The 25,551-nt window shown below is 62.2% G+C and carries 17 protein-coding genes and 1 riboswitch; of the genes, 11 read left to right on the top strand and 6 right to left on the bottom strand.

Going from position 1 to position 25,551, the window contains the following annotated elements; translation table 11 throughout:
* Positions 1-84 precede the first annotated feature (84 nt).
* Entirely contained in the window at positions 85-519 is a 435-nt protein-coding gene (locus QQJ96_RS22705; RefSeq protein WP_284334322.1) for a DUF302 domain-containing protein, read from the bottom strand.
* A gap of 13 nt (positions 520-532) precedes the next feature.
* A complete protein-coding gene (locus QQJ96_RS22700; protein WP_284334321.1) occupies positions 533-874 on the bottom strand; it encodes a carboxymuconolactone decarboxylase family protein in 342 nt (113 codons plus the stop codon).
* A gap of 99 nt (positions 875-973) precedes the next feature.
* Between QQJ96_RS22700 and QQJ96_RS22695 the strand changes: the two genes are divergently transcribed.
* Complete coding sequence (locus QQJ96_RS22695) at positions 974-1,903, top strand: AraC family transcriptional regulator (protein ID WP_284334320.1); 930 nt, start codon at positions 974-976, stop codon at positions 1,901-1,903.
* Positions 1,904-1,972: 69 nt separating this feature from the next.
* Here the strand turns inward: QQJ96_RS22695 and QQJ96_RS22690 are convergent, their stop codons facing one another.
* Entirely contained in the window at positions 1,973-2,638 is a 666-nt protein-coding gene (locus QQJ96_RS22690; protein WP_284334319.1) for a hypothetical protein, read from the bottom strand.
* Between the two features lie 157 nt (positions 2,639-2,795).
* Between QQJ96_RS22690 and QQJ96_RS22685 the strand changes: the two genes are divergently transcribed.
* Positions 2,796-3,683, top strand: coding sequence for a patatin-like phospholipase family protein (locus QQJ96_RS22685; RefSeq protein WP_284334318.1), 888 nt, complete (start codon positions 2,796-2,798; stop codon positions 3,681-3,683).
* 74 nt (positions 3,684-3,757) lie between these two features.
* Here the strand turns inward: QQJ96_RS22685 and QQJ96_RS22680 are convergent, their stop codons facing one another.
* Together QQJ96_RS22680 and dinB are read right to left on the bottom strand one after the other, a co-directional pair.
* Positions 3,758-5,929: an alpha-glucuronidase family glycosyl hydrolase gene (locus tag QQJ96_RS22680; protein WP_404649196.1), complete on the bottom strand. Its 2,172-nt coding sequence runs from the start codon at positions 5,927-5,929 to the stop codon at positions 3,758-3,760.
* Entirely contained in the window at positions 5,926-7,023 is a 1,098-nt protein-coding gene (gene dinB / locus QQJ96_RS22675) for a DNA polymerase IV (protein WP_284334317.1), read from the bottom strand. The genes QQJ96_RS22680 and dinB overlap by 4 nt, the downstream gene beginning before the upstream one ends.
* A 150-nt stretch (positions 7,024-7,173) precedes the next feature.
* On the opposite strand from dinB, the gene QQJ96_RS22670 reads away from it, so the two are divergent.
* Complete coding sequence (locus tag QQJ96_RS22670; protein ID WP_284334343.1) at positions 7,174-8,514, top strand: APC family permease; 1,341 nt, start codon at positions 7,174-7,176, stop codon at positions 8,512-8,514.
* Positions 8,515-8,662: 148 nt separating this feature from the next.
* On the opposite strand, the gene ahcY is transcribed toward QQJ96_RS22670, so the two are convergent.
* Complete coding sequence (gene ahcY, locus QQJ96_RS22665; protein ID WP_284334316.1) at positions 8,663-10,096, bottom strand: adenosylhomocysteinase; 1,434 nt, start codon at positions 10,094-10,096, stop codon at positions 8,663-8,665.
* Between the two features lie 64 nt (positions 10,097-10,160).
* Positions 10,161-10,242: riboswitch (S-adenosyl-L-homocysteine riboswitch) on the bottom strand.
* Between the two features lie 99 nt (positions 10,243-10,341).
* On the opposite strand from ahcY, the gene ppc reads away from it, so the two are divergent.
* The 8 genes from ppc (at position 10,342) to QQJ96_RS22625 (ending at position 25,549) form a co-directional block, all read left to right on the top strand.
* Positions 10,342-13,047, top strand: coding sequence for a phosphoenolpyruvate carboxylase (gene ppc, locus QQJ96_RS22660; RefSeq protein WP_284334315.1), 2,706 nt, complete (start codon positions 10,342-10,344; stop codon positions 13,045-13,047).
* Positions 13,048-13,263: 216 nt separating this feature from the next.
* On the top strand, positions 13,264-14,517 hold the full coding sequence (locus QQJ96_RS22655; RefSeq protein ID WP_284334314.1) for an efflux RND transporter periplasmic adaptor subunit: 1,254 nt from the start codon (positions 13,264-13,266) through the stop codon (positions 14,515-14,517).
* 35 nt (positions 14,518-14,552) lie between these two features.
* Positions 14,553-15,317 carry an ABC transporter ATP-binding protein gene (locus QQJ96_RS22650; protein ID WP_284334313.1) on the top strand — a complete coding sequence of 255 codons (765 nt, stop codon included), beginning with the start codon at positions 14,553-14,555 and terminating at the stop codon, positions 15,315-15,317.
* The gene (locus QQJ96_RS22645; RefSeq protein WP_284334312.1) at positions 15,314-17,758 is read left to right on the top strand and encodes an ADOP family duplicated permease; all 2,445 of its coding nucleotides are present in this window, start codon (positions 15,314-15,316) and stop codon (positions 17,756-17,758) included. The genes QQJ96_RS22650 and QQJ96_RS22645 overlap by 4 nt, the downstream gene beginning before the upstream one ends.
* A 5-nt stretch (positions 17,759-17,763) precedes the next feature.
* A complete protein-coding gene (locus QQJ96_RS22640) occupies positions 17,764-20,244 on the top strand; it encodes an ADOP family duplicated permease (RefSeq protein WP_284334311.1) in 2,481 nt (826 codons plus the stop codon).
* 115 nt (positions 20,245-20,359) lie between these two features.
* Entirely contained in the window at positions 20,360-22,765 is a 2,406-nt protein-coding gene (locus QQJ96_RS22635; protein ID WP_284334310.1) for an ADOP family duplicated permease, read from the top strand.
* Positions 22,766-22,839: 74 nt separating this feature from the next.
* Entirely contained in the window at positions 22,840-24,231 is a 1,392-nt protein-coding gene (locus QQJ96_RS22630; RefSeq protein ID WP_284334309.1) for a sigma-54-dependent transcriptional regulator, read from the top strand.
* The gene (locus tag QQJ96_RS22625) at positions 24,221-25,549 is read left to right on the top strand and encodes a sensor histidine kinase (RefSeq protein ID WP_284334308.1); all 1,329 of its coding nucleotides are present in this window, start codon (positions 24,221-24,223) and stop codon (positions 25,547-25,549) included. Before QQJ96_RS22630 ends, QQJ96_RS22625 begins: the two co-directional genes overlap by 11 nt.
* The last annotated feature ends 2 nt before the right edge of the window (positions 25,550-25,551 follow it).

The following is a 25,551-nucleotide window of genomic DNA, read 5'->3' as shown; positions in this document are numbered from 1 at the left end:
AAGCCTAACCAGTCCGGAGCGGGCCGAAAACTCTTCTGCCATGCGGGGAGGGCCGGCGCCCTTCCCGCACGAGAACAGGAGGCTCTAGCCAACTTGCGCAACAACCCTCATCAGGTCTTGCGAAATCTCGGCCAACTCACCAGCAAGCGCGGTCAACCCCGGATAACGGCCGAGTAGGGACTGAACGTCACTATGCCTTACCGTGACCGAGCCATCCGGCATTTGCAGCACCACCATCTTCAGCGGAATCTCGGCTACCGCGCTGGGATCAATGGCGAGCAGGCGCACGACATAGCGAGGGTGGAAGAACAGCAACTGCCTCGCCGGCAATATCGAGTAGCCGCTGCGCTCCAGCAGCATCTGCGGATTGATTTCCTGGATCACCCACAAGTCCCTTTCCGCTATGGCTTGCCTGAGCCGTTCGAGCGTTGCCTCAAAATGGTAGGCCGAAGTGACGATCTTCTGATGGGCCGGGTTTGATGCCGCGGCATAGGCAACGGCTGTCGATGCTGCATTCATGGAGCAAATCTCCCTACTTGGCGCTATAGGCGGCGGCCGCGTCGAGAACCCGGGCCGAATAGACCATCGCTGCGCCGGCATTCAAGGCTACCGCGACGCCCAGGGACTCAGTGATTTCTTCCTGTGTAGCGCCATGCTTCAACGCCTCGGCAGTGTGGACCGTAATACACCCATCACAGCGTGCCGTAACGGCGACTGCCAGCGCGATCAGTTCGCGCGTCTTGGCATCGAGATGGTTGGTCTTTTGGCCGGCCTTGGACAAGGTCTGGTACCCGGCGAGGGTGTCCGGGCTAAGTTTGCCGATTTCGCCGATGCGGCCAAGCAGTTCTTTGCGGTATTGCGGCCAATCCAACATGGTCAGCTCCTTTGCTGCTTCATTGTGGTGTGGCTAGTGTTGCGCGGCCGCCGGGATGGCTGAATACTCGATCGACTCAATCTTTAGCGCGATCGTCTCATGGATGCTTTGAGCAGGGTGCTTGAATTGGTGCAGATCCGCGGCAGCCTGGACCTGCGCTGCCTGTTTGCGGGCGGCTTCGCCGTGGATCACCAGCCGCTGATGACGGGTGAGGCGCCCTTTCACCTGATGTTGGAAGGGGAGGCTGTAGTGGATTTGCCGGATGGCACTTCGCAACGGCTCGTTGCCGGCGAGTTCCTGCTATTGCCGCGCGGCAGTGCACACCTAGTGCGCGACGTGCGCCGGGCTCCGTTGAGCCGTCCCATAAAGCTGGGTGGGGAGGGACTCCTGCCGGTTCGCAGCAATACCGACGGCGAGGCCGAGGTGGACTTGCTATGCGGTCGCTTTGTTTATGCGCCTGGGTCCGCCGATTTGATAATGCGGTCGCTACCCGATGTACTGCACCTTTCGCTGGAGCGTGCAGAAGCCCTGGACGGTCTTCGCGGCATCGTAAGCTTGTTGCGGCGTGAAGTGGCGCAACCTCAGCCGGGTGGAGTGGCGCTGGCAACAGTGTTGACCCGCGCGCTGTTTGTGCTGGTGTTACGAGCTTATGGGCAGGGCGATGGCGCACGTATGTCGTTCTTGGCGCTGCTCGGCGATTCGCGTTTGAGTCGTGCAGTGACGGCAATGTTGCGCGACCCTGGCAAAGGCTGGACGGTGAGCCTGCTCGCGGAACAGGCTGCCATGTCGCGCGCAACGTTTGCGCGGCAATTCGCCCTGAAAAGCGACCGGTCACCGATGGAATTGCTCGCGGTGCTTCGGATGCAGCTGGCTGGCGAATGGCTTCGGCAGGGGCAGCTCGCCATAGGAGATGTTGCAGAGCGGGTCGGCTATCAGTCGGAATCGGCGTTCGGCAAGGCCTTCCTTCAGCATATGGGGGCAACGCCTGCCCATTTTCGTCGCCAGCATGCTCAGCCTGCGGCGAGCTAGACGACCAATCGGAATCATTTAGGACGCCCCCAAGGGGGTTCGTCCCCGGTGATCCTCGGTCAATGCCCGTCAGCGCGTGGAGTCGTTCAATGCGTTCTGCATTCGCTGCTGCAATTGGCCAAGGCTGCTTTTTGCTTGCTGCTGGATGACTTCCATCTGAGCAACCACATGCAGGAATTCGCGTGGCTCGACGCTGCCGGAGCGCAGGTCGGTCATGTTGTCGATCATCCGGGGGCCATTGATGGTCAGCTGAAGATTGGCGGTGAGCTTGTTGTCAGCTTCCCGCTGGGTGGCATACACAGCGGAATAACGGTACATCCGCTTGCTGTCGATCCAGCTCGCCGACTGGTTGGCGACAGACACATCCCAGGCTTCGTGGCGCAACGCTGGCCAACGAAGATTGAGGGTGAAGCTGTCTATCTGACTGAGGATATGTTGTTGCATCTCCTTATTGGAAACATTGGCTTTCAAATCCTGTTCCAATGAATCGCGCAGATGGGTCAGAACTTCCACCTGATGCGTGTCCGCCGCCAGAGCCTGGTTGACATCGGCCAAGTTGATGCGGATTTCCGCTTCGATCTGCTCGCTGGCCGCTTCAGCCGCATGCCGATGATGGACATGCTCGATCCAGGCCTCGAGGCCCAGGGCCGTAAGGATACTGAGCACGATCATCAGGTAATGCTTGAGAAAATCCTTCAAGGACTCCAGCGGGGCTTTGGGTAGCTCCAAGTGCATGGCGGATGGCTCCTCGCCTAAAGAAGGTTCTAGCGTATCCAGGCCGCGGGCCTCGCGGAAGGTACCGAAGACAGGGGCTCCATGGGCTCCCGGTGGCGTACGTTCTGAAAGGTATGCCATGCTCTTGTACTGATATCAGTGCTTTGGAAGGGAAGCTATGCTCGGCAAGGTCAAGGAAGTCAGGAGTCTGGACTTCAGCAGGATCGAAACGCTGGTCCTGGCCGGTGGGGGCAATCGTTGCTGGTGGCAAGCGGGCGCGCTACGGCACTTGCTGGAACATCGGTTGCGTTTGCCGCGACAACTGATCGGCACAAGCGCGGGCGCAGGCATTGCCGCATCATTCCTGGCTGAAAGCACCGACACGGCACTGCAGGCCTGCTTGAGTCTGTTCGCCGGCAACCCAAGGATTTTCGATTGGTCTGCCTTGTCCCGGCTCAAGCTTAAGTTTGCGCATCAGCAGCTCTATCCCGCCTGGGTCGAGGCATTCTTGAATTCGGGTACGTTCGCGACGCTGCGCGGTGCTTCATCGCAGCTTACGGTAGGGCTCACGCGCCCGGCGAAATACCTGGGTACAGGTGCCTCAGTAGCCTTGGGAACGCTGGCCTATCTTGTCGACAAGTACTTGTGGAACAGCATCCACCCGCGACTCCCCGGTCTGTTGGGCCTCAGGCAGGATTTCATGGTGTTGAATGACTGTGCCTCGGTCGAAGCGGCGCAGGTGGTGCTTATTGCGGCCGCTTCAGCGCCACCTATCATGGCCGCTCGCCCAGTCGGAGGAATGCAAGCCTTTGATGGCGGCTATACGGATAACGCGCCGATTCCTCCCCAGTCGAGCGAGGAGCGATCGGGTACCTTGGTGATGCTTACGCGCCATTACCCGAAACTTCCCCAGCTATTCGGCTGGCTGGGGCGGACGTATTGGCAACCTAGTCAACGCATTCCGGTTTCAACCTGGGACTGCACGGCGAAAACCACGGTACGTGAGGCTTATGAATTGGGTCTCAAGGATTCGGTGCGAATGCTGAGTGCGAGAATGCTTCGCTAACGCGTAGGCTGGGATGACAATCCCAGCACCGGGATGCCACGCGGAAAGCTGGGATTATCAGCCCAGCCTACGTGTTACCAGGACGAGAATCCTGGCACATAGGGAAAGGAAAGCGACTCGTAATAGTTGAGCGATTGCTCTGGCGCGGCATAGCCGGGCGGCAATGGCAGACCGGAAACGCTCTGGAAGTAAGCGATCGACGCATCGCGCCACCATTGCGCTTCCTTTTCCTGGATGGCAAGGAACGCGGCGGTTTGCTCGTAACGTTGCTCGTCGATATAGCCGTGCAAGCTACGCCAGGTTTCGCGCATCCGCTTCACGTCATTCACACCCTGCGTGTAGTGCGCCACCAATTCGTACCACAGCGTATGGCCGGAACGCATGCGGTAATCCCAGCCGACGTGGTGGAAATACAGCAGGTATTGCTCGGGTGTTTGCTTCAGGTCGTTGAACTGCGCAGCGAGAGGTGCTGCGTATTGGTCCACCGCGTCACTGCCACTGCGGCTGCGGTCAAAGCCGATACCTTGCCGATCAGCGCGGTGGTAGTAGACCGGTCGCCAATCGGGACGCGATTCGCTGGCATCCCACGGCGCAGGGCCGTAATGATGGCCCGGTCCCATCAAGTGCACCAGCCCGAGGGGCGTCATGTAGTCGACCGCGGCTTCGCGCGAGCCCATCATCATCTCGACCACTGGCCTGACGAAGCTCTCATTGTTGCTGAACGTCATGCGCACCCATTCCTCGGCGATGGCGCGCGAGGACAGCGATGGATTCCAGGCAAGCCGGCCGAACACGTACCAGTTGGCCTGGTTGAAATCCGAGCCGCACCAGTCGCGATCGGTGCCGATATTGGCGACGCCGGCCATGCCGGTAAGAGCATGGCCATCCAGCGAACCGTCGATCACCTTGGCAACCGTGGAACCTTTGCCGTGGGCCATCGTATCGGCAGACAGCACTTCTTCGAACAAGGGGCCGAGATAGACCAGGTGCGTGGCGAAGCCTAGGTATTCCTTGGTGATCTCGAACTCCGTCATCAACGGTGTCCTGCGCATGGCGCCGAACAGCGGATGGAAGGGTTCCCGCGGCTGGAAATCCACCGGGCCATTCTTCACCTGCACGAGCACGTTGGCGTGGAAGCGCCCGTCGAGCGGCTTGAATTCGTCATACGCCTGCTTGGCGCGATCTTCCGGATTCGAGGCCGAATAAACAAAGGCCCGCCACATCACCACGCCGCCATGCGGTGCCAGCGCATCTGCCAGCATATTGGCGCCATCGGCGTGCGTACGCTTGTAATCTTCCGGCCCGGGCTGGCCTTCGGAATTGGCCTTGACCAGGAAGCCGCCGAAATCAGGAATGCGCTGGTAGATTTCGTCCGCCTTGGCGTGCCACCAGGCTTGCACCTTGGGATCGAGCGGATCGGCCGTTTTCAAGCCGCCGATTTCGATCGGCGCGCTGAAGCGGATGCTGAGATACACGCGGATGCCATAGGGACGAAACACATCCGCCAACGCGGCTACCTTTTGCAAGTACGTAGGCGTAAGAATCGTGGCGCCTGCGTTGACGTTGTCGAGCACCGTGCCGTTGATGCCGATCGATGCATTGGCGCGCGCATAGTCGGTGTAGCGCGGTGTGCGCCAATCCGGTAGCTTCCACCAGTCCCAGATCGAGGCGCCGGCATAGCCGCGTTCGACCTGGCCGTTGAGATAATCCCAATGATTGAGCACGCGCAGCTTCACGCACGGCGTTTCGTGCAGGTCGAGATGGTCGATGGCTTGCCCGGTCTGCAGCAGACGCAAAAAGTGAAAGGCTCCGTACAGCGCGCCGATGTCTTCTTGCGCGACGATGGCGGTTGCTGCATGACCATCCACGACGACACTGCGAATCACATAGCCTTCATGGCCGAGGTCTTGAATGTCCAGGTGCAGCCGAGCGATCAGTGCCGATGACTTGGGTGTGCCGACGATGATCGCGCCATCATGGGTCACATTCTCGGACAGCGGCAGGGCGCGGCCCAGCAAGCCTTCAAGTCCGCGTTGCAACTCGCTGCGGGTAACGCTTTGGGTGGATGTCGAGGAGCCGGCAATCAACTCAGTAGCGCGATACTGGTAGAGCTTCGTCTGCTCCGGCGCGAGCAAGCGATAGCGTAGCCATAGGTCGTAGCCGTCTTCGGCGCGCGATGGCGTTGCACCCAGTAGCAGCACCAACCATAGCGCGAGCATCGCCCAGGTGCGCAAGGACAGGCTCATGTCTGCGGCATGCTTTCGAACAGATCGCTTTGTGCCATGAAACTGTCCTGGTCGACGAAGCCGGACAAGCCTACACCTACCAGGCGATAGCGGCTGTCGGCGGAGCGTTGGACCCGTTCGCGCAAGGCACAGGCTACGTCAGCCAGCTCGGCGGCCGAGCGCGGATGCACGGACGGCGTAAGACTACGCGTCAGCGTGTGAAAGTCGGCCGTCTTGAGCTTCAGCACGATGGTGCGGGCAATGCGGCCTCGTTGCGCTTCACGTTGATGCGCGGCCCAGGTTTTCTCGGCCAGGCGGCGGATATGCGGCTCCAGTTCGTCGAGCGTAAGGTCATGCTCGAAGGTGTCTTCGGAAGAGACCTGCATGCTGAGCTGGTTCGGTTGCACGACATGATCGTCGATGCCCAGTGCAAGCTCATGCAGGCGCCGGCCCCATCGTCCGAAGCGTTGTTCCAGTTCCAGCATCGGCAAGGCGCGCAGTTCGCCGACGGCGGCAATGCCCATTGCCGTCAGTTTCGCCTCCATCACCTTGCCTACGCCGGGCAGGCGGTTCACGGGTAGCGGCGCGAGAAAGTCCAGCACCTGATGCGGACGGATCACGAACAGGCCATCGGGCTTGTTCCAGTCCGAGGCAATCTTGGCCAGGAACTTGTTCGGGGCCACCCCGGCCGAAGCGGTCAGCTCGGTTTCCTCGCGGATGGCGGCGCGAATGGCCTCCGCCGTGGCGGTGGCGGAGGGCAGGCCGGTCTTGGTACTGGTGACGTCGAGGTAGGCTTCGTCCAGCGACAGCGGTTCCACCAAGTCGGTATGCCGCACGAAGATTTCGCGCACGTGGCGCGAGACGGCCTTGTAGCGCACGAAATCCGGCGGCACGAAGATCGCTTGCGGGCAAAGCCGCTCGGCGCGTACGGCCGGCATGGCCGAACGTACGCCGAACTTGCGCGCTTCGTAACTTGCCGCACAGACCACCGAGCGCGCACCGCGCCAGGCGACCACTACCGGCTTGCCGCGCAGCGAGGGATCGTCACGTTGTTCCACGGACGCGTAGAACGCATCCATATCGACGTGAATGATCTTGCGTGACGCGTTGGGCACGGGCGGCTAAGCAGCTGGGCGACACCGGGATTCTAGGCGAGATTCCTGTACTGGAACTCGGCATCTTCCCTTATTCATGTAGTCCATCCACTCCCTATGACGAAAGTCACCCCGGACATCCGGTGTCGACTCGGGTTAATGTCGACACTTATGACCGACGAAACCTCTTCATCCTCTTCCTACCTGCGCAGGCTCGGCGTCTGGAGCGGGGCGGCCATCGTCATCGGCGGCGTGATCGGCAGCGGCATTTTTCGGACCCCGGCCACGGTGGCCGAACGTACCGCGTCCGGCTTGCCCTTGCTTGCGCTATGGGTACTGGGCGGCTTGCTTACGCTGGCGGGGGTGTTGTGTTACGCCGAGCTGGGTGCCCGACGCCCGCAGGCGGGCGGCATCTATCTATATTTGCGCGAAGCTTTCGGCCCACTGCCGGCCTTTCTGTTCGGCTGGACCATGGCGCTGATCAATTACCCCGGCAGTGTGGCGGCGGTTGCAGTCACCTTTGCCGACTACACCTGCCGGGCCATGAGCCTGCCGGCCTGGTGGGTGAAGCCGGTGGCTGTGGGCGCGATTTTCTTCATCGCCGGCGTCAACCTGTTCGGTATTCGTGCCGGAGCATGGCTGGTGAACGTTTTCACGTTGCTGAAGCTGGTGGCGATCACCATGTTGCTGGTGGTGGGCCTGGCGTTAGCGCATGGGCATTTTGGTGGCGTGCTGGCGGTGGATACTACCCACCAGGTTTCGGGTACTGCATGGATCGGTGCTCTGTTGCCGGTGTTGTTCACCTATGGCGGCTTCCACTACTTGAACGACATGGCGGGCGAGGTGCGTGATCCGCAGCGCAATTTACCGCGTGCGCTTGCCTTGGGGCTGGTCGGCGTGGCGCTGTGCTATGTGCTGGCAAACCTGGCCTACCTCGTTGGCCTCGGCCATGCGGGGCTGGCGGCGAGCAAAGCGCCGGCTGCGGATCTGATGAGCAGCATCTTCGGTCCGCGTGGCGCCACCATCATGGCGATCGGCATCGCCTGTTCCACTTTTGGATACTGCAGCATCGCCATCGCCGGTGGGGCGCGTGTACTGCAGACCATGGGCGCGGATGGCTTTTTCTTCCGCGCGGTGGGGCAAATCGACACACGCTGGCGCGCACCGCAAGTGGGGCTGGCGGTATTGGGCATTTGGGCCATCGTGTTGATCATCACCGGCTCGTTCGATCAATTGGTCAACTTCACCACGGTAGGCGAGTGGCTGGGGCATGTTTTCGGCATCGCCACCCTGTTCTGGTATCGACGCCAATTCGGTGCAAAAAGCTCGCCCTTCCGCGTGCCTCTGTATCCCATTCTCCCGTTCGTGTTCGTATGCACCGTGTTGGGAGTGATCATCGCTACGGTCATCGACACGCCACGCGACGCCGGCATGAGTCTGGTGATCATTGCGCTTGGCGTGCCGGTGTATGCGCTATGGCGTCGGTGGCCCAGGCAACGTGCGGGTGCGTAGGCTGGAATGTAAATCCCAGCACTGCGGTGAAAGCGCCTGAAGCGGTGGCGTCTTGGAAGCGGTGCGCAAGACGAATCGTGGACTCAGTCATTAAAAAAGCCACTCTCCTTGAGGAGAGTGGCTTTTCAGGCAAGCGCTGCCAAACGGATCAGTAACGATAGTGATCCGGCTTGTACGGCCCTTCCACCGGCACGCCGATGTACGCAGCCTGTTCCGGCGTCAGCTTGGTCAGCTTCACGCCGATCTGCTCCAGGTGCAGGCGAGCCACTTCCTCGTCCAGCTGCTTGGGCAGGCGGTAGACGGTCTTCTCGTAATTGTCCTTGTTCGCCCACAGGTCGATCTGCGCCAGCGTCTGGTTGCTGAAGCTGTTGGACATCACGAAGCTCGGATGGCCATGCGCGCAGCCCAGGTTCACCAGGCGGCCTTCGGCCAGCATGTAGATGCTGTGATTGGTCTTGCCGAAGGTGTAGCGGTCTACTTGCGGCTTGATGTTCTCGCGCGTCACGTCCTTGGCGGTGTTCAGGCGATCCATCTGGATCTCGTTGTCGAAGTGGCCGATGTTGCACACCAGCGCGTTGTTCTTCATCGCCGCCATGTGTTCCAGCGTGATGATGTCCTTGTTGCCGGTGGTGGTGACGTAGATGTCGGCGATGCCGAGCGTGTCTTCCACGGTGGTGACCTGGAAGCCTTCCATCGCCGCCTGCAGGGCATTGATCGGGTCGATCTCGGTGACGATCACACGCGCGCCGAAGCCCTTGAGCGAATGCGCGCAACCCTTGCCCACGTCGCCATAGCCGCACACCACGGCCACCTTGCCGGCCACCATCAGGTCGGTGGCGCGCTTGATGCCGTCGGCCAGCGATTCACGGCAACCGTACAGGTTGTCGAACTTGCTCTTGGTGACCGAGTCGTTCACGTTGATCGCCGGCACCAGCAGCTTGCCTGCTTCCATCATCTGATACAGGCGATGCACGCCGGTGGTGGTTTCTTCGGAAACGCCCTTCCACTCGGCCGCGACCTTCTTCCAGAAGCCCGGACGCTCCTTTGCGGTGCGCTTGAGCAGATCCTTGATGACCTGTTCTTCATGGTTGCCGCTGGGCGTGTTGACCCAGTTGTCGCCGTTTTCCATGTCCACGCCCTTGTGGATCAGCAGCGTGGCGTCGCCGCCGTCGTCGACGATCAGCTCAGGCCCCTTCATGCCGGGGTGGGTGAGCATGTCGAGGGTGCAGTCCCAGTACTCTTCCAGCGTCTCGCCTTTCCAGGCGAACACCGGGATACCGGCGGCGGCCACGGCCGCGGCGCAGTCGTCCTGGGTGGAGAAGATGTTGCACGAAGCCCAGCGCACCGAGGCGCCCAGCGCGCTGAGCGTTTCGATCAGCACCGCGGTTTCCTTGGTCATGTGCAGCGAGCCGGACAGGCGCACGCCCTTCAGCGGCTTGGCGGCCGAATAGCGGGCGCGGATCGACATCAGGCCGGGCATTTCCTCTTCGGCCATGCGGATGCGGCGGCGGCCGAGGTCGGCCAGCGAGATGTCGCGGACCTTATAGTCCTGGGTGGCGGAATCGTTAGTGACAGCGTTCATGTAGGGATGTCTCTCAGTCTCATGGGGGAAAGCCCGGCCCGGGAGGCCAGGCCGACGCGGAATCGCGTCATGAGCGCCGTTACAGTCGAGGCATCCACCGAGCCTGGCCGTGGAAACTACCCACGGTCGCAGCGCCCCTCGGCGAAGACCCCCATTCTAGCCATAGATGATTGCTTATGACGAATCGATTGCTGCACCGCCGTATAAATTAGGTAGGCTAGGGGATCGATCCAATGGAGGCCCTGATGGAAGCCAGTCGCGACCCTGAATTCCTGCCCCACGACGGCCCGCTGCGCGAAGACGTGCACCGGCTCGGTGCGATGGTGGGGCGCATGCTGGCCGAGCAAGGAGGGGATGGCTTTTTCCAGCGGGTGGAGCAGGTCCGTACGGCCTCCATTCGGCGCCGGCGCGAAGGCCGCGCGGCGGACGACCTGGCTGAGTCCCTGGCCGGCCTGCACGCCGGGGAGGCCGAGGCGCTGGCCCGTGCGTTTGCCACCTACTTCCAGGCGGTTAACACCGCCGAGCGCGTGCACCGGATCCGCCGCCGCCGCGACTACCAGCATGAGGGCGGCGCCGCCCAGCCGGAGTCGTTGCTGGCGGTGTTGCAGCGATTGAAGGCGCAAGGCGCCAGCGCCGATGAACTCCTGCAATGGCTGTACAAGCTGAAAGTGGAGCCGGTATTCACCGCCCACCCCACCGAGTCGATGCGGCGTTCCCTGCTCGAAAAGGAGCAGGCGGTGGTGCGTGCCCTGGTCGACAACTTCGATCCGACCCGTACCCCGCAGGAGCGCAAGGAAGACGACGACCGCATCTTCATGGCGTTGTCCGCCGGCTGGCAGACGGCCGAGGCCTCGCCGATCCGGCCCAGCGTGCAGGATGAGCACCATCACGTCGGCTTCTACCTCGCCAATCCGATTTACCGGATCGTGCCGGCCTTCTATGAACTGCTCGCTGACGGCCTGCAGGAAGTGTATGGCGTGGCCGTGCCGCTGCCACGCCTGCTGAGTTTTGCGACCTGGGTGGGCGGCGACATGGACGGCAATCCGAATGTCGGCGCCGATACCATCGCCAACAGCCTGGCTACCCAGCGCGCGCACGTGCTGGAGCATTACATTGCCGACGTCGATGCACTGGCGCGCCTGCTCAGCCAGACGGTCGACCGCGTAGCGTTCGACGCGTCGCTATTGCAGCGGCTGGCCAACTATCGCGAGCAGTTTCCGCGCGCAGCCGCAAGCATTCGTCCGCGTCACGCGGACATGCCGTATCGCTGTTTGCTGACGTTGATTCGCGCACGCCTCGAAGCCACGCTGGAGGACGAGCATGCGGAGGGCTACCACTCCGCCGATGAGCTGATCGACGACCTGCTGCTGATCGTGCACGGCCTGATCGATCATCGTGGCCTGAATGCAGGCGCGTATGCAGTGCGCCGACTGATCTGGCGCGTACGCACCTTCGGGTTCCATCTGGCGCGGCTGGACGTAAGGCAGGATTCACGCGTGCATGACGATGCGCTCGCCGCACTGTTACGCGACGAAACCTGGACCCAACGTGCGCCAGCGGAGCGCGTCGTCACATTACGCCCTTACGCCAGCGGCGAACGGACGCTGGAAAAAACCGATGACGCGCAAGCCGAATCGTTGCGCGCCGTGTTCGCCACCATGAACCAATCCCGCCGGCGTTACGGCGAAGATGCCATCGGCCTGTATATCATCAGCATGGCGCGTTCGGCGGCCGACGTGCTGGCGGTGCTGGCGCTGGCGAGGCACGGTGGCCTCAGCGGCGAAGCGCATGTCCCGCTCGACGTCGCACCGCTGTTCGAAACCGTCGACGATCTGAAGAACGCGCCTAACACGCTGCGCGCCTTGCTCGACGATCCCATCTATCGCGAGCATTTGCGCGCCCGCAATGATTGCCAATGGGTGATGCTCGGCTATTCCGACAGCGGCAAGGACGGCGGCACGCTGGCTTCGCGCTGGGGGCTGCAGCGCGCGCAGGTGGAATTGCTGGAAGTGGCGCAGCAGACGGGCATCCGCCTGGCGTTCTTCCACGGCCGCGGCGGTTCGGCCAGCCGGGGCGGCGCACGCATCACGCCGGCACTGATGTCTTCGCCGCGTGGTTCGGTCAACGGCGTGCTGCGCGTGACCGAACAGGGCGAGGTGATCCATCGCAAATACGGCATCCGTGCCCTGGCGCTGCGCAATTTCGAACAAACCGTGGGTGCGGTGCTAAGAGCCAGCGTGCGCCCCCGCGAGGAAGACGCACGCGAAGCGAATTGGCGCGAGATCATGACGGTCATGGCCGCCGAAAGCCGGCGTGCGTATCGCGCCTTCGTCGATCGCGAAGGTTTCGTCGACTACTTCCGCGCCGCCACACCGATCGACGTGATCGAGCAGATGGCGCTCGGCTCGCGTCCGTCGCGCCGACGCAGCATGCGCGGCGTGGAAGACCTGCGTGCTATTCCATGGGTGTTCGCCTGGACACAATGCCGCTCGATCATCACCGGCTGGTACGGACTGGGCACGGCGTTGGAAGCGGCGATCGCCAAGCATGGCGAAACGGCCATGGTGGAAATGGCGCGCGACTGGCCGTTCTTCGCCAATGCGCTGGACGATGTGGAGATGGTGCTGGCCAAGTGCGACCTGGATATCGCCGAGGCATTCTCCAAGCTCGCCGGGCCGTTGCACCAGACATTTTTTGGCCTGATTCGCGAGGAATTCGAGCGCACTCGCCGCTGCCTGCTCCAGCTCAAGCACAGTGAAGAGCTGCTGCGCGACGATCCGCGCTTGTCGCTGTCGATCCGCTTGCGAAATCCTTATGTGGACCCGATGAGCTTGTTGCAGGTGGATCTGCTGCAGCGCTGGCGTGCGACCGATCGTAGCGATGAGCATCTGCTGCGCGCGTTGGTGGCTTGCGTCAATGGCGTAGCGCAGGGCTTGCAAAACACCGGCTGAAAAAGTCGACTGCGTAGGCTGGGATGACAATCCCAGCATTGCCATGCACGCAGCATCGCGATGCTGGGATTGTCATCCCAGCCTACGAAGTTCTGGGCGAGTGTCCGGCTTTGTGGCCAGGCATCCGGAAGTGGACGGCCTGCTTCGCCTGCGCTGCCGGAAGTCTTTGATTTACCGATAGTGGGAGCTTGGCACGGCGATTGCCATAAGCCCTGCATGGACATCGCCAACCCCGCCCTGAAATTACGCAAGCGACGCAAGACCCATCTGATCGGGGCAGGTGTCACCGCCGTCGTCCTTAGCCTGTTGCTGTTCGTACTGCGGCTGGACCCCGCCTTGCCCGAAGTCGACCGCGCGGGTCTGTGGGTGGATACGGTGCAACGGGGGCCGATGCTGCGCGAGGTCAATGCCACCGGCACCCTGGTGCCGCGCGAAAGCCGCTGGCTGGCGGCGGCAACCTCTGCGCAAGTGGAGCAGATCCTGGTGTTGCCCGGCGCGCAGGTGCAGCCAGATACCGTGCTGATGCGCTTGTCCGATCCGGAGGTGGAAGACAACCTGCGCAATGCCCAGGCCCAAGTCGCTGCGGCGCAAGCCGATGTCGCGGCCAAGCAGGCGGAACTCAACTCGCAACTGCTGGATACACGTGCTGCGCTGTCGCGGGCCAAATCCGATTACGCCTCGGCCAAGGTGAAGAGCGAAGCCTATGCCCAGGCCAACCTGGTTCACGCGATCGCGCAGGTGGATTACCGGCAACAGCAAATCGTGGCCGCGCAATTCCAATCGCAGGTGGAGGTGGAGCAGCAGCGCGTCGATGCCTTCGCCGCCAGCATGAAGGCGCAAATGGATGCCGTGCGCGCCCGCCTGGCGCAGCAGAGCAGCAATCTGGCCCTGCGCCAGCATCAGGCCGACGCCTTGAACCTCAAGGCCGGCATTGTCGGCGTGCTGCAGGAGGTCGCCGTGCAGGAAGGCGCGCAAGTGGCAGCCGGTGCCAATCTTGCGCGGGTGGCGCGGCCCGACGTGCTGATGGCGCGTTTGCAGGTTCCCGAAGTGGAGGCGAAGGATGTCACCCTGGGGATGCCGGTAGACGTGGATACACACAACGGCAAGGTGAGCGGCAAGGTGGAACGCATCGACCCAGCCGTACGCAACGGCAGCGTGCAGGTGGATGTTCGCTTGACCGATCCCTTGCCCCCTGGGGCACGGCCGGATCTATCGGTGGACGGACGCATCCTGGTCGCGAAGCTGGATGACGTATTGTCGGTCGGGCGTCCGGCTTTGGCGCGGAGCGACAGCGACCTGGGCTTGTTTCGGCTCGACCCGGCCAGCCATGTCGCCACGCGCATGCCGGTGAGAATGGGTGCCGCTTCGGTCGATCGCGTTGAGATCGTGCATGGTCTGAAGGCGGGCGACCAGGTGATTCTGTCCGACACCAGCCAGTGGGATAAATACGAGCGTATCCGGGTGAAATGAGTAATGCGAACGAATTCAATGCATAGGGAAGGACCATGAGCAAATCGACCTCCGTCATCACCCTCGACAGCCTGCGCAAGGTCTTTCAGGCCGACGAAGTGGAAACGCACGCCCTCAGTGACGTGCATCTGGACATACGCCGCGGCGAATTCGTTTCCATTTCCGGTCCTTCCGGTTGCGGCAAGACCACCTTGCTGTCGATCCTGGGCCTGCTCGACACCGCCAGCGCCGGCACCTACGTTTTGAACGGCCACGACGTCAGCGTGCTCAACGCCGCACAGCGCGCACGCATTCGGAATGCGGAAATCGGCTTCATCTTCCAGGCCTTCAACCTGATCGGCGATCTGACCGTACAGGAAAACGTGGAACTGCCGCTGACCTATCGTGGCGGCATCGACGCACGAGAAAGGCGGACTCGCGTGCAGGAAGCGCTGGAGCGCGTAAGCATGTCGCATCGAGCACGGCACTATCCGGCCCAGCTTTCCGGCGGCCAGCAACAGCGTGTCGCGGTCGCGCGTGCACTGGTCGGCAAACCGGCGATCCTGCTTGCCGACGAACCTACCGGCAACCTCGATTCACGCAACGGCGAAGCGGTGATGCAATTGCTCAATGAACTGCATCAGGGCGGTGCCACCCTATGCATGGTCACGCACGACGCTCGCTACGCCGATTTTGCGCAACGCAAAGTGCGGCTGTTCGATGGTCGAGTGGTCGATGAAGAAACTTTCGAGCGCCTGCGCCGAGAGGACGAGCAGCGGCTGGATGCGCTGATCGGACCGCGCATCGAGGTGGGTGCGTGAGCATCTGGCTGTGGGAAATCTGGCAAAGCTGGCGCGCCATGTTGCGTCGTCCCGGTTTTCTGTTGCTGGCCAGCGGCGTGCTCGCATTGGGTATCGGTGCCAGCGTCGCGGTCTACGTGCTGATCGACAGCGTGCTGCTGCGGCCCTTGCCCTATCCGCAGGCCTCGCGCCTGGTGGCCTTGGGCAGGCAGAAAATGGGTACCGCATGGTGGGCTTCGCCTTTCCAGTACCAACATATGGCGGGCATGCAGGGTGTTGCATCGTTGGGTTTCATCGATGGCTTCATGCGCTCGGCCAATGTTGCCGGCGATGGGGTGCCGGAGTTGGTGCCGATGCAGCACATCGACCATAGCTTGCTGCCCACGCTGGGTGTAACTCCGCAGCTTGGGCGCAATTTTTCGGTCAATGAGGATAGACCCAACGGTCCCAAGGTGGTGCTGCTCAATCATGGGTTCTGGATGCGCCGTTACGGCGGCAGGATGGATATTGTCGGCCACACACTGTCGATCGAAGGCATTACGCATACCATCATCGGCGTGTTGCCACGGGACAGTGGCCTGCGGGAAAGCGACATCCTGCTGCCCATGGCGTTGCCCGCGGATGTCTCCAATGACGGCAGTAATTACCGCGTAATTGCCCGGTTGGCATCCGGTGTTGGGGTGGCTGCCGTAAGCGCCCAACTCGATGCGCGCATGCATCAGCTCTATGCAGCCCAGAGCGGCTGGGAAGCTGACTACATGAAGACCCAGCGCTATGTGGCATCGGATCTGCAGACCGCTACGCGGGTACACGCCAGGCCAGTACTGATGATGTTTCTCGCCAGCGCTGCGCTAGTGTTGCTGATCGCTTGGGGGAATCTCGCCAACTTGTTGTTGTTGCGAGGACTGTCCCGCTATCACGACGTTGCCGTACGCAGCGCATTGGGTGCAATGGGGTGGCGCCGCGCGCTGCCACTCTTGGCGGAGGGATCGCTGATCGGCCTGTTGGGAAGTGCGGCGGGTGTGATCCTCGCCATGATCGGCTTGCGCGCACTCAAGGGCTTGATTCCCGCCGACTGGCTGACCGGCACCCGCTTGTCGATCGAAGGATCGACCGTGGTGATGGCCATGGGCTTCGGAATGACCGCAGCTTTGCTCGCGGCGGCGCTGGGTATCTGGCGCAGCATGCGATCGGTGTCGATGGAAGCCTTGCGCGAGGGCGGTCGCACCGGCCCCGGCCGGCAAGGCGGTTGGTTGGGGCGCGCACTGGTGGTGGTGCAGGTAGCGCTTGCTGCAACCTTGCTTAGTGCAGCAGGCCTATTCCTACATGCTTTGTACGATGCGGCACGTATGCCGCTGGGATTTTCCAGCGATCATGTCTTGACCTTCGACCTGGCTCCGCTGGAAGGGAAATATGCCGACTCGGCTTCCGTACAAGCCCTGGTTCAACGCTTGCAGGAGCGCTTGTGGGGTTTGCCGGGCGTCGAGCAGGTTGCAGCGACCACTGCCTTGCCTGCCGGCGACATTACCCAGGCGTTCTATTTTGGTGACGTCCATGCGCCAGGCGGCGAGCCGGTCGCCAATACGCCACTGTTTCGCGCCGCAAGTCCTGAATTCTTTGCCGCCTTCGGTATTGCCGCACGCCGGGGCAGGGTCTTTCAGGGAACGGATGGAAAGGGCGGGGAGCCGGTGGCGATCGTCAACCAGGCGCTGGCCGATAGCTTGTATGGTGGTGATGCGCTGGGCAAGACCTTGATCGTAGACGCGCCCGACGAACAGTTTCCGCGAATCTCCGTCCGTATTGTCGGGGTGATCGACAATATCAGCCCCTTTGGTCCACTGAGCGCCAAAGAGGGGCTGTTCTATTTGCCCATGCGGCAAATACCGGATGCCTTGCTGGCTTTATATCGTACGGTCAACCCCTTGCGCTTCGTGCTGCGTGTGCATGGCAATCCCGATAGCTACGGCAAGGTGGTGAAAGCAGCCGTCGCCGAGGTGGCGGCTGATCAACCGATCGCCAGTATGCGCAGCATGCAGAGCGTAGTGCACGAGACCACGGCCGAGACGCGCTTGAATCTGTTGCTGGTCGGCTTGTTCGCAGCGCTGGCCCTGCTTCTGGCGGCGGCGGGCATGTATGCCGTGATGTCGGTGGCGGTAGCCATGCGGGTGCAGGAATTCGGGGTAAGGATGGCGCTGGGAGCGGCGCCTGCGCGTTTGACATACAGCGTGCTGCGCGATGGTGTATGGCAGCTTGCCGCGGGCTTTATCGCTGGCGCAGGCTTGGCCTTTTTGCTGGCGGGCGTGATGCGTGCCGTCGTCGCCGGGATCCATCATGCGTTGTTCGATCCACTTGTGTTGGTTACTGCCTGCGTCGTGCTGGTGGTCTCCGGTTTGCTGGCATGTCTGCAACCCGCATGGCGTGCCGGCCGGGTGCACCCGATGCAAGCTCTGCGTGGGGATTGAGACAAATGGCGATCTGGATTAGCGAAATCCTGCAAAGCTGGCGCGCCACGCTGCGTCGCCCTGGTTTTCTACTGTTGGCCAGTGGGGTATTGGCATTGGGCGTAAGCACCAGTACGGCCGTGTTTACCTTGATCGAGCACGTGCTGTGGCGGCCCTTGCCCTATCCTGCAGCGGAGCAGTTGATGGTGCTGGGAATGGTCCAGGGAGATGCTTACCGAGGATCATCGCCCCGGCAGTACCAGCACATGCAATCTCTCAGAGGCGTTGCCTCCATGGGTTTGATCATGGGTGGCACGATAGCCGTCAATGCGACCGGCCAAGGTGAGCCAGAACAGATAATGGCATTGCGGGTCGATCACGACGCATTGCCAACTCTTGGGGTGAGGCTGCGCCTGGGACGCAATTTCTCCATGGATGAAGATCGACCTGGTGGCCCCAGGGCTGTGATTCTCGCTGAGCGCTATTGGCAACGTCGCTATGGCGGGGCCATGAACGTGATCGGTCGCAGCATGCAGGTGGAGGGCGTGCCGCGCACCATCGTTGGGGTGTTGCCGACGAGCTTCGATCAGTTTGGTGATGACGACATCATGCTGCCCGAGCAACTGCAGCCCAATTCGATGGAGGACGACCGCAATTACTATGTCGTTGCACGTCTGGCGGACGGCATTGCTCCTGCAGCAATCAGTGCGCAGCTGCTCGCCGCAATTCATGCGATGTACGCGGCAATGCCCGGTTCCACTTCAAACGACTGGCAGCGCGCGTCCTTCGGCGCGGTGCCGCTGCAGATCGCACTGCATCAGGAAGATCGCCCAGTCATGTTGCTGTTTTTGGCCAGTGCCCTATGCGTGTTGCTGATCGCGGTGGTGAATCTGACCAATCTGATGTTGTTGCGTGCGCTATCGCACAACCACGACGCGGCGGTGCGCGCTGCGTTGGGAGCATCGCCATGGCGGCTGGCTTTACCGGCGTTGGCGGAAGGTGGCTTGATCGGTGTGGGCGGCGCCCTGGTGGGAATGGGGCTGGCGATGATCGGCCTGGCCTTGTTCAGTCATTTCATGCCGATCGATTGGACGCATGGTGAAGCGATGCACCCCGAGTGGGAGGCCTGGGTGTTGGCGCTGGCGGTGGGTGTGCTTGGCGCGTTGTTGGCGGCAATCCTGGCCGTGTGGCGAAGCCGCGCTGCAGTTTCGACGGGTGAATTGCGCGAGGGTGGCCGCAGCATGAGTCGTCAAAGTGGGCGCTTGGGGCGCGCCTTGGTGGTGGCGCAGATGAGTCTGGCCACCTGCCTGCTCTGCGGCGCAGGTTTGTTCTTGCACGCGCTATACGACGCGGCGCATGCCAGCCTGGGCTTTTCCAGCGACCATGTGCTGACCTTCGACCTGGCACCAGTGCTGGGCCGCAATCCGGATGCGGCGTCAACGCGAGCCTTGGCGCAGCGCGTCGTGCAGCGTTTGAGCGCGGTGCCTGGCGTTGAGCAAGCTGCCGTCACCAATGGTTTGCCCGCAGGCGACCAGGCACAACAATTCAACATGGGCGGGGTGCATGCGCCGAATCAGCCCTATTTCGATACGCCCCTGCAGATGCGCGGGGTCAGTACGGACTATTTCTCGCTCTTCCGCATCGCGCTTAAACAGGGGCGTGCATTCGCCGCTACGGATATCGCGGGCAGCGAGCCAGTGGCTATCGTCAATGAAGCGTTGGCCCGGCACGAATACGGTGGTCATGCCCTGGGCAAGTTCGTGGTAGTGAATGACTACAGCGGCTATCCCGGCGGCAAGCTACTTGCGCAAGATCCTGACAAGCAGCCGGTCGTTGCGCGCATCATCGGCGTGGTGGCCGATACACGGCAATCTGGTCCGTTGGATGACGGGCACCGCGAGTTCCTTTATATGCCCCTGGCGCAGGTGCCTTCGTACATCTTGAACAACTTTCGTTACTTCAACCCATTCCGATTTGCCGTGCGCGTGAAAGGTGATCCCAACACCTATCGCGGCAGCGTGCATGCGGCTGTGGCAGAGGTAGCCCCGGGACAGCCGATTGCCACGCTGCGCACGATGGACGACGTGGTGCACGCGACCACAGACTATCCGCGTATGAACCTGATGCTGGTCGGCCTGTTCGCCTTGATGGCACTGGGGCTGGCGGCGGTGGGCATGTATGCGGTGATGGCGGTAGCGGTTACAGCGCGGCAACGAGAATTCGGTGTGCGTATGGCATTAGGTGCGTCGCCAGTGAGGTTGGCGAGCTGGATTCTGCGCGGCGGCATGCTGCAGATCCTGGCGGGCTTGCTGTTGGGATTGGGGCTGGCGCTGTTGTTGTCACACCTTGCGCGCGCCGTGCTGGAGCAGCTCGGGCGTACCGTGTTCGATCTTCCCGCGATGTTGGGCACTTCGCTGGCCTTGGCGCTGGTCGGCTTGATCGCTTGCCTGCTGCCTGCGCTGCGTGCCGGTCGTGTCCAACCGATGTCGGTTTTACGAGGGGATTGAGGCGCATGACGAAGCCGGTGAGCGAAATCATGCGAAAAGCCGCCAATGCGACCGGCAATGGTGAACTGGAGCGGGACAAGCATTCTATGGCGCGCGTTGTGCCGGGAGCAGAGTGATGACCCTGCGTGATCTGAAGGATGCCTGGCGACGTTTGCGGCGGCAGCCCGGCTATACCGCATTGTCGATTGCGGTATTGGGCATCGGCCTCGGTGCTGTGCTGTTCCTGTTCGGCCTGGTCGATAGCATGGTGCTCAGGCCGTTGCCGTTTCCACATTCGCCGCGCCTGGTGGCAATGGGATATGCGAACCAGGATGGTACGGGCTTGCATGATATGAGCGCGGATGAATTTCTGGCGTTGCAACGCGGTATGCATGGCTTTGAAGCATCCGGCGCTTATAGCGAACGCATGATGGATGTGGATGGTGGAACCGGTTCGGTATCTCATATCGGGACCGAGGTTTCCGCATCCGTCCTGCCGATGCTGGGCGTGCAGCCTTTGCTGGGGCGGTTGATCGGTGAGCAAGACGACAGGTCCGGCGCTCCATTGGTCGTGATGCTCAGTGAAACGATCTGGCGCCACGAGCTTGCTGCCGATCCGAGCATCGTGGGCAGAAAGCTGCGCATCAATGGCGACTGGGCCACGGTGGTTGGGGTATTGCCGAAAACGTTCGGCTTTCCCTTCGTCAGTGATGTATGGCTGCCGGCGCGCCTGCAACCGGGCAGTGATGAGGACGTTGAAACCCTGGCTTTGCTCAAGCCATCGCTGTCCCTGGCCCAGGCGCGCGACGAATGGCAGGCGGTGGCTGCCAACCTGGGCAGTGCGCTGCGGGGCCAGCGTGCGGGCCGCCGTCTGGTAATGAAGCCGTTAGCCTTGCGGTTTGTGGATGAGAACATCCGCAGCTATAGCTGGTTGATGTTTGCAGCCGGGGTCATGGTGCTGTTGCTGGCCTGTAGCAATGTGGCGAACCTGCAACTGGTGCAAGCGCTCAACCGCGGGCGGGAACTGGCGCTGCGCAGTGCGCTCGGTGCCAGTCAGGGCCGTTTGTTGCGTGCGCAGTGGGTGGAGTGCCTGTTGCTGAGTATCGCAGCCTATGGCGTGGCCTTGCTGATCACTCACTTTGGCTTCGGCTGGTTTGTGCACATTCTGGTCAGCAATGACACGGCGCCGCCTTACTTCATGCATTTCCACATCGATCCGCGCCTGTTCGTCCTTGGTGCCATCGTCGCGTTGCTGACCACCGTCCTGGCCGGCCTGTTGCCCGCCTGGCACGTATCGCGCATGCAATTGCAGGACATGCTGCGTGACGGCAATCGCACGGCCAGTGGCGGCGGCTTTGCGCGCGTCGCCAAGGCGCTGGTGGTTGCGGAAATCGCCTTCACCGTGATCCTGCTGGTGGGTGCAGGCACCTTCCTTCATGGTTTGCAGCGTGTCCTCGCCCAGCCTGCAGGAGGCGGTTCCGACCCGGCCTACGTGCTTACCGCGCGCGTGCACTTGTTGCCAGGGGAGTATTCGGATGGTGACACGCGATTGCGCTATCTCGAGCGCCTGGTGGAGCGCATGCGGCGAATGCCGGGCGTACTTGACGCGAGTGTGGCCAACACCGTTCCCGATGCGCAGCTGGGCAGCCACGAATTTGTCGCCGCTTACGGTCAGGGGCGTGGAGCGGGCGGTTACCAGCGTGCGCAAATGGGCGTTGTCGATGAGCACTTTGCTGAGACTTACGGTCTCAAGCTCATAGCGGGGCGATTTTTTGACGCGCAAGACCGCACTGGCAGCGAGCCGTTGGCGGTGATCGATCAGCGCCTGGCACAGGCGCTTTGGCCAGGACGCCTTGCAGTGGGGCAGCGGCTGGTTCTGCACCCGGAAGATCCGCAGCCGCAGACGCTGCGAGTGATTGGGGTGGTGGGGCCATTGCAACTGGATGGCGCACTGCAAACATCGCTGCCCAGCTTCATGCGGCCACTGTGGCAGCAACCGATGGGCGGCGCCTACGTGGCCGTGCACACCCGTGAAAAGGCCATTGAGTACGCGCCGTCGCTGACGCGGATCGCACACGAACTGGATCCTGACGCACCACTTTATGCACTGCGCACGCAGTCGCAAGCCATCGAGATGGCGCGTATCAAGCTCACCATCCTCATCCAGCTATTCAGCGCGGTCGGCTTGATCGCCGTGATATTGGCTGCGGCCGGCTTGTATGGCGTGCTCTCATTTGCGGTTGCCCAGCGTACGCGTGAACTAGGGATACGGCGTGCCATCGGCGCCGGCAACCTGGCGATCGCCGGTCACGTAGGCCGGCAACTGGTCCTTCAGCTCGGCATGGGCTTGGCGATCGGCGTCGGCCTGGCCTTGCCGTGGTCTGCGTTGTTGGCCAATGCGCAGTTGCGTACGCAGGGTTACGAGATACAGGTATTTTTGCCGGTGCTGGTCTTGATCGTGCTGGTGGCGACCCTCGCTTCGCTGGTGCCGCTGTGGCGTGCGCTGGCGGTGGAGCCAGTGATCGCGTTGCGTCACGATTGATCCTTCCGTAGGTGGGGATGCTCGGGGTCTGCGCCCCAAGCTATCTCTGTAAATCATCCCATTACACTGTCCCTATGAAGCCATCCACCCCCCAAGTGCTCCTGGCCGACGATCAGCCCGACGTGCGTGAGGCCTTGCGCCTGTTGCTGAAGTCCGAAGGCATTGCCAGTGTCGGCGTGGCCGATCCGGCACAAGCCATCGAGGCGGTGCGCCGGCACGAATTCGCCTGCGCCCTGATCGACTGCAACTACAGCCGCGATACCACATCCGGTGAAGAAGGCCTGGCTTTGCTGGAGCAACTGCGGCAGCACGCGCCGGATCTTCCGGTGGTCGCAATGACGGCCTGGGGCAATGTGGCGCTGACTGTAGAAGCCATGCGCCGTGGCGCAGCGGATTTCATTGAAAAGCCGTGGGACAACACGCGTCTGCTCAATGTCCTGCGCACCCAGATCGCATTGGGCGAAGCGGCACGGCGTGAGCGTCGCCTGGAGGCGGAAAACGCCTTGTTGCGCGGCAATGCCGAGGATGACTTCATCGGCGAGTCGCAGGCGATGCAGCGTGTGTTGGGGCTCGTCGCGAGAGTCGCGCCCAGCGACGCCAACGTACTGGTGCTCGGCGAGAACGGCACCGGCAAGGGAGTCATCGCGCGACGCCTGCATGCGTTGTCGGCACGCGCCACGAAGCCGTTCGTCAAGGTGAACATGGGCGGCATTTCCGAGACTGTGTTCGAATCGGAAATGTTTGGTCACGTGCGGGGGGCCTATACGGACGCCAAGAGCGAACGCATCGGTCGCTTCGAGCTGGCCGATAGCGGCACGCTGTTCCTGGACGAGGTCGGCAATATTCCGGCCTCGCAACAACCCAAGCTGCTGCGCGTGCTGGAAGAGGGCGAGTTTGAACGCCTGGGTTCTTCGCGCACGCAAAGCGTCGACCTACGGCTGATTTCGGCCACCAATGCGGATTTGCATACCGAGGTGGTGGAAGGCCGCTTTCGCAAGGATCTGCTGTATCGCCTCAACACGCTGGAAATCCGCCTGCCGCCCTTGCGCGAAAGGGTTGCGGACATTCTGCCGTTGGCTCGCCGCTTTCTGGCGCGCAACGCGAAACGCTATGGCCGCGATGGCTTGCGTTTGGCGTCCTCTGCCGAGCGCGCGCTGGAAACCTGGCGCTGGCCCGGCAATGTGCGCGAATTGCAGCATCTGATGGAGCGCGCGGCCTTGCTGGCCGAGCACGATCAGGTCAGTGCTTCCTCTTTGTCTTTCGGTGCCCCGCCCGATGGCGGGCAGGATATCGAGGGATTGACACTGGAACAGGCCGAAGCATGGCTGGTCCAGCGCGCGCTGGAGCGGCACAACGGCAATTTGCAGCATGCCGCCGATGCCTTGGGCATCACGCGACAAGCGCTCTACCGCCGACTGGACAAACATGCCTTGCGTGACGAAGCGGGCGACAGCGGTGGCGCTTAAGTTGCCGTCCATCCCGCGCTTCGAGCAGCGCGTGTTGCTAGGGAGCCTGCTGTGTGCGCTGCCTGGTGCGGCCGGTTTGCTGTTGGTGGTGGTATTCGGTCTGCCGTCCGTGTCGTGGGGCTTGGGACTGGTACTGCTGGTCGTAATCGCCACCGCCTTGCTGGCCCGCTGGCAGCTCCGTCGCATCATGTTCCCCTTGTATACGCTGGCCGGTCTGCTGGAGGCATTGCGGCAGGGCGACTACAGTCTGCGCGGTGTACAAGGTGGAGTGCTGGGCGACGTCATCTACGACATCAACGCCCTGGCCGATCGATTGCAGCAAGAGCGACTGGAATTCGAGGAATCCTCGCACTTGCTGGGCAAGACCTTGGCTGCGCTGGATAGCGCGGTCTTCGTCTTCGACGATGCTTCGCGTCTGCGTCTGGTCAATCCCGCAGGCCTGCGCCTGCTGGACGCGGAACGCAAGCAACTGTTCGGGAACACCGCCGAGGCATTGGGCTTGTCAGGCTTGTTGCAAGGCCCACCGTCGGCCTTGCTCACACATGTCTTTCCCGGACACCAGGGCCGCTTCGAGGTGCGCCACGCCGCATTGCGCAACAAGGGGCGAGGTGGCTCGCTGCTGGTGATCAACGATGTTGGCCGCGTCCTGCGTGAGGAAGAGCGGCAGGCGTGGCAGCGCTTGCTACGCGTGCTGGGGCATGAGGTCAACAATTCGCTGGCGCCGATCCAGTCGATGGCAGGAACGCTGGCGAGCCTGATGGCGCGCGACCCATTGCCGGCAGATTGGCGTGAGGATTTCCGCGGCGGTTTGGATGTCATCGCGCATCGCGCGGCGGCCTTGGGCCGTTTTTTGTCCAGTTACAGCAAACTGGCTCGCCTACCGCCGCCGCAGTGGCGCGAGGTGGAACTGGCGGCATTGATCGAGAAAACGGCGCGGCTGGAGCAACGCTTGCCGGTGCGCATCGAAGCGGGGGAGGCCTTGCAGGTGCATGTTGATGCGGACCAGCTGGAGCAGGCATTGATCAACCTGTTGCGCAATGCCGTGGAAGCGATGCTGCCCGGCGAAGGCCATGTAACAGTCCGTTGGGCGCGCGACGGCGAAAACGCGGTGATCGAAGTGGAAGACGAAGGGGCAGGCTTGCCATCCAGCGACAATCTGTTCGTACCGTTTTTCACCACCAAGCCTGGCGGCTCCGGCATTGGGCTGGCGCTGGTCCGGCAAATTGCCGAAGCCCACGAGGGCGGCGTGATGCTGGTGGCGCGCGATGCGGGTATCGGAGTGCGTGCGCGTTTATGGTTGCCGCTTGTCAGGGCGTGACA

The organism is Dyella flagellata, from assembly GCF_030160275.1.
Lineage (GTDB): Bacteria > Pseudomonadota > Gammaproteobacteria > Xanthomonadales > Rhodanobacteraceae > Dyella_B > Dyella_B flagellata.
The sequence above is the reverse complement of the archived record's forward strand: the minus strand, read 5'-3'. Positions and strand labels throughout refer to the sequence as shown.